At 76.3% G+C, this 5677-nt stretch carries 4 protein-coding genes; 1 reads left to right on the top strand and 3 read right to left on the bottom strand.

Annotated elements, in window-relative coordinates:
- From GTW43_RS01560 to GTW43_RS01550, 3 genes are all read right to left on the bottom strand, one after another.
- Positions 1–905, bottom strand: a 905-nt coding sequence (locus tag GTW43_RS01560; protein ID WP_161299721.1) for an aminotransferase class I/II-fold pyridoxal phosphate-dependent enzyme, incomplete at its 3' end; no start/stop codon positions are given.
- A 497-nt stretch (positions 906–1402) separates the two neighbouring features.
- Positions 1403–2362, bottom strand: coding sequence for an AraC family transcriptional regulator (locus GTW43_RS01555; protein WP_161299720.1), 960 nt, complete (start codon positions 2360–2362; stop codon positions 1403–1405).
- Between the two features lie 70 nt (positions 2363–2432).
- A complete protein-coding gene (locus GTW43_RS01550; RefSeq protein ID WP_161299719.1) occupies positions 2433–4055 on the bottom strand; it encodes an ATP-binding cassette domain-containing protein in 1623 nt (540 codons plus the stop codon).
- 144 nt (positions 4056–4199) lie between these two features.
- On the opposite strand from GTW43_RS01550, the gene GTW43_RS01545 reads away from it, so the two are divergent.
- Positions 4200–5677, top strand: a 1478-nt coding sequence (locus tag GTW43_RS01545; RefSeq protein ID WP_161299722.1) for a phosphatase PAP2 family protein, incomplete at its 3' end; no start/stop codon positions are given.

Below are 5677 nucleotides of genomic sequence, written 5' to 3'. Positions count from 1 at the left end.
GCCGCGTGCAGGGCGCCGGCGAGGCGGGCGTGCAGGGCGACGGCGGCCGTGCGGCGGGCGGTGACGCCCTCGGGCTCCGCCAGGGCGTGGCCGGCGGCGGCCGCGACGGGGGCGGCGAGCAGAGCGCCGGTGGCGGTGAGGACGTCGCGGACCCGGTCGGCGAGCCGGGCGCCCCGCGCGGTCGCGGGGAAGCGGGCGCAGGCGGCGGGCAGCGACGGCGGCAGGAACGCGCCGGTCAGGTCGGTGAGCACGGTGACGGCGTCGGGGTACATCTCGGCGGGCCCGAACAGGACGGTGTCGGCACCGGGGTGCACGGTGTCCCGCCAGGTCTCGTCGCTGACGACGTGCAGCCCCTCCCCGACGGCGGCCTCGACCGCCTCGTGCAGCACCTCGGGCGGCGGCACCGTCGCGGTCGGGTCGTCGGCGACGGACAGCACGAGCAGCCGGGGCGCCCCGCCCTCGTCCCGCACCCGGCGCACGGTCTCCAGGAGGGCGTACGGGTCGGGGACGCCGCCGCACTCGGCGGGCGTCGGCACATGGAACACGTCCCGGCCCAGCAGTCGCGCCTGCGGCACCCACCACGCGGGGCAGGGCCGGGGCACCAGGACGTCGCCGCCGAGCGCGGCGGTGACGGCGAGCAGCAGCGGGGCGGCGCCCGGGGCCGCCACGACCCGGTCGCGTTCGGTGGGCAGTCCGCGGCGCAGCCAGTAGCCGCAGGCCGCCTCCAGGAGGGCGGGCGGTCCGCCGGGCGGTTCCGGCGAGGGCCGGCCGGCGGCCGCGGCGACGACGGCGCTCAGCTCGGGCAGCACGGGAAGGCCCGGCTCCGGCAGGACCGGCCCGTAGCGCACGGGTCCCCGGTCGAGGTGCGTCCCGGTGTCCCGGGCCGCGCGGTCCGCGTGCCGCATGCCGCCTCCGTGCCGTGCGTCGGATGCCTGCCGTCGCGCCGCCGGGTCGGTGCGGGCGCCGGTCGAAGGGCCACATCAGTCCCAGGGTCACACCACCGGGGCGCGGGGGCGCGCCGGAAGGCCGTCGGAGAGCCGAAGGGGGGACGAACAGAAGGAGACGAAGAGAGGAGAAGAGATGAGAACGGGCACGGGCACAGGCACGGGCACGCGGTCGGCGGCCGGGGCCGGTGACGGTCGCTCCTGCGCCACGGGCCCGGCGTTGTCCGGGGGGAGGCCGAGCCCGCGGGCAGGTGCCGGCCCGGCACAGGGGGCCGGGCCGGGTGGTCACCGGAATCCGTCACGGTCGGCGGCCCGGGCGCTCGCACGCCGGGGCCGGGGACCGGCCCCCGGTGACCGCTCGACCGTAGGCCACCGGCGGCCGCCCGGACGATCCGCTGAGCGCGCCCGCTGTCCGGATAGCGCACCCGGCCCGCGCCGGGTGCCCGGCCCGCCCGGAGTCAGGAGCGCAGTGTCACCGAGGGCGCGCACCCGTACCGGGCCCGGTACTGCTCGGCGAAGCGGCCGAGGTGTCCGAAGCCCCAGCTGTGCGCTATGGCGCTCACCGTGGTGCTCCCCGGGTCGGCGGCGCGCAGGTCCTCGTGCACCCGCTCCAGCCGCAGGGCGCGCAGGTACGCCATCGGGGGCATGCCGACGTAGCGGCCGAAGGCCTCCTGGAGCCGACGGGCCCCGACCCCGGCCTCCGCGGCGAGCTCCATGGTGGTGAAGGGGTGGTCGGGGCGGGCGCGCAGGGCCTCGACGGCGCGCTTGACCGGGGCGGGGCCGAGCGGGCGCGCGGGGTCGTCGAGCTGGTCGCGGTAGCGGTGGCCCGCGGCGAGCAGCAGTCCGTTGACGACGGCGTCGCGCAGCGGGGCCGCGACGAGCGGGTGGGTCAGCAGCCGGGCGTCGTCGTGCAGGTCGGCGACGAGGCTGCGGACCAGGCGGGCCCAGGCCCGGCCGCGGCCGGTGGTCAGGTCGAGCTCCCGGTCGAGGACGACGGGGGTGCGCGGCGGCCGGCCGGTCAGCTCCTCGATCCGGCTCTCCAGCAGGCGGCGGTCGATCTTGAGCGCGATGATCCGGCCGTCGCCCGCCCAGCGGTCCACGGACGTCGACCCGACCGGCTGGAACAGGGCGGCGGAGCCGGGCGCCGTGATCTGTTCGGGGCGGCTCGCCTGGTGCCAGGCCATGGGGCCGCCCACGGGTATGTTCACGTGGTAGGCGCCCAACTCGCCGCAGCGGACGCTGACATCGGCGCCGCAGACGAGGTCGCCGAGGGTGATCCCGTCGAGTTCGAGCACCTCGAAGGCGGCGCCGAACCGCTCCGGGCGGGCCAGGACGTCGAGCCGGTTCGTGTAGAACGCGTCCTGGATCGCCTGCATCGCCTCGCCGACGTCACCCGTACGGAAGGACGTTCTGTCCACCGCGACTCCCCCGATGCCTCGTCCCCGGTCCTTCGACGCATCAGCGTAAGGGCGCGACGGCGAGACGTCGCTAGCGGGCGCGCTCCACGCGGCGCTCGTCCCAGACCGGCTCGGGCGTCTCGCGGACCCGGCCGTCGGAGCCGAAGACGAGGAAGCGGTCGAAGGAGCGGGCGAACCAGCGGTCGTGGGTGACCGCGAGGACCGTGCCGTCGAACGCCTCGAGGCCCTCCTGGAGCGCCTCGGCGGACTCCAGGTCGAGGTTGTCCGTGGGCTCGTCGAGGAGCAGGGCCGTGGCGCCCGCGAGCTCCAGGAGCAGGATCTGGAACCGGGCCTGCTGGCCGCCGGAGAGCCGCTCGAAGGCCTGCTCCGCCTGGGCCGTCAGCTCGTAGCGGCGCAGCAGGCCGCTGGCCGCGCCGCGGTCCTTGGCGTGGTCGCGCCACAGGATGTCGAGCAGGGTGCGGCCCTGCAGCTCGGGGTGGGCGTGGGTCTGCGCGAAGTGGCCCGGCACGACGCGGGCACCGAGCTTCCAGGCACCGGTGTGCGTGACGGACCCGTCCCCGGCCAGGAGGCGCAGGAAGTGGGACTTGCCCGAGCCGTTCGACCCGAGGACCGCGACCCGCTCGCCGTAGAAGACCTCCAGGTCGAAGGGTTTCATCAGGCCGGTCAGCTCCAGGCCCTGGCAGGTGACGGCGCGCACGCCGGTGCGGCCGCCCTTGAGGCGCATGGTGATGTCCTGCTCGCGCGGCGGCTCGGGAGGCGGGCCCGCCTCCTCGAACTTGCGCAGCCGGGTCTGGGCGGCCGCGTACCGGGACGCCATCTCGTGGGAGACGGCGGCGGCCTGCCGCAGGTTGAGGACGAGCTTCTTGAGCTGGGCGTGCTTCTCGTCCCAGCGGCGGCGCAGCTCCTCGAAGCGGGCGAACCGCTCGCGGCGCGCGTCGTGGTACGTGGCGAAGCCGCCGCCGTGCACCCAGGCGTCGGCCCCGCCGGGGCCGGGCTCCACGCTGACGATCTTCTCGGCGGAGCGGGCGAGGAGCTCGCGGTCGTGGGAGACGAACAGGACCGTCTTGCGGGTCTCGCGGAGCTTCTCCTCCAGCCAGCGCTTGCCGGGGACGTCCAGGTAGTTGTCCGGCTCGTCGAGGAGCAGGACCTCGTCCGTGCCGCGCAGCAGCGCCTCGAGGACGAGCCGCTTCTGCTCACCGCCGGAGAGGGTGCGCACCTCGCGGAACTGCGCCCGGTCGTAGGGCATGCCGAGCGCGGCCGTGGTGCACATGTCCCACAGCGTCTCCGCCTCGTAGCCCTGGGCCTCGGCCCAGTCGGAGAGCGCCTGCGCGTACGCCATCTGCGCGGCCTCGTCGTCGACGGTCATGATGCCGTGCTCGGCCCGGTCGACGGCGCCCGCGGCGTCGCGGATGCGCGGGGTGGACACGGAGACGAGCAGGTCGCGCACGGTCGTCTCGTCGCGGACCGAGCCGACGAACTGGGGCATGACACCGAGGCCGCCACTGATCGTGACGCCGCCGCCGTGCGGCTGGAGCTCGCCGGAGATCAGCCTGAGGAGCGTCGTCTTGCCCGCCCCGTTGGGCCCGACGAGGGCGACGACGGCGCCCTCCCCGACGCGGAACGACACGTCGCCGAGCAGCGCCCTCCCGTCCGGCAGGTAGTACTCGAGGTGCGCGGCTTCCAGATGTCCCATGATTGCGCATTCTGTGCGGCCGGGCGTGTCGCGGGCAACTCGCTTTTCCCGCCGCCGCGCGGCATCCCGGTGGTCGGGGCGGGACGGGGACGTGGGATCACGCCGGCTGGGTAGTGGTCCGGCATGCGATCACTGCGTGACCTCATGTCCAGGAGTGCGGGCCCGAGTGGCGCCGGGCGGCTGCCCGGCGGCCGCCTGGCCCGGCTCGACCTGCGCGCCTTCGAGTTCGCCGCCGGGGCGCACTGGCCCGGCGCCGAGCGCGTCCTGCCCCGGCTGAGCCGGGCCGCGAACCACGGGGCGCTGTGGTTCGCGGCGGGTGGCGCGCTGGCCCTCAGCGGGTCGCCGCGGGCCCGGCGGGCCGCGGTGCGCGGGGTGGCCTCGCTGGCGCTGGCCTCGGCGACGATCAACACGCTGGGCAAGCGGTCGGTGCGCAGGCCGCGCCCGGCGCTGGACGCGGTGCCGCTCGCGCGGCAGCTGCGCCGGCAGCCGTTCACGACGTCGTTCCCGTCGGGGCACGCGGCGTCCGCGGCGGCGTTCGCGACGGGCGTGGCCATGGAGTCGCGGGGCTGGGGTGCGGTGCTCGCCCCGGTGGCGTTCTCGGTGGCGGCGTCGCGCGTGTACACGGGCGCGCACTTCCCGGGTGACGTGGTGGCGGGGGCGGCGCTCGGGATCGGTGCGGCCTACGCGATACGGGGCATGGTGCCGACCCGCGACCAGCTCCCGTCGCCGGGCCGGCCCGTGGTCGACGGGGTGCCGGCGCTGCCGGGCGGCGAGGGGCTCGTGATGGTGGTGAACACGCAGGCCGGCAGCCCCGAGCGGGTCCGGGCCCTGGAGGACGCGCTGCCCCGCGCCGAGTTCGTGAAGTGCGAGGGCGCGGACCTCGCGACGGAGCTGGAACGGGCGGCGACCCGGGCCCGCGCGCTCGGCGTCTCGGGCGGGGACGGCTCGGTGAACACGGCGGCGGAGATCGCGGCGCGGCACCGGCTGCCGCTCGCGGTGCTGCCCGGCGGCACCCTGAACCACTTCGCGCTCGACCTGGGCGTGGAGGAGGCCGGCGATCTGGTGCGGGCGGTGGAGAACGGCGACGCGGTCGCCGTGGACCTGGGCCGCTTCCGCTCGGGCGGCACCTCGGGGGTCTTCCTCAACACGCTGAGCCTGGGTGTCTATCCGGAGCTGGTGCGCGAGCGGGAACGCTGGTCGGGCCGGATCGGCGGGCCGCTCGCGGAGATCGTGGCGGCGGTGCACGTGCTGCGCAGGGACCATCCGCTGCAGATCCTCGCGGGCGGCAAGCGCCGCCCGATGTGGCTGCTGTTCGCGGGCAACTGCATCTACCGGCGGATGGGGCTCACCAACGGCCGCCGCACCGACCTCGCCGACGGACTGCTCGACGTGCGGACGGTCGACGGCGGGCGGCTGCCCGGCCTACGGCTGCTGGCTGCGGCGCTCGCGGGCCCGCTGTCCCGCTCCCCCGTCCACGCGGCGACCCGGGTCACCCGGCTGCACGTGGACGGCGTGACGCCGGGCACCCCGCTCGCGTACGACGGTGAGGTCACCACGTGCGAGGGCGAGTTGACGGTGCACAAGGAGCACGAGGGGCTGCATGTGTACTGCCCGCCGACGGG

The organism is Streptomyces sp. SID5785 (assembly GCF_009870065.1).
Lineage (GTDB): Bacteria > Actinomycetota > Actinomycetes > Streptomycetales > Streptomycetaceae > Streptomyces.
The sequence above is the reverse complement of the archived record's forward strand: the minus strand, read 5'-3'. Positions and strand labels throughout refer to the sequence as shown.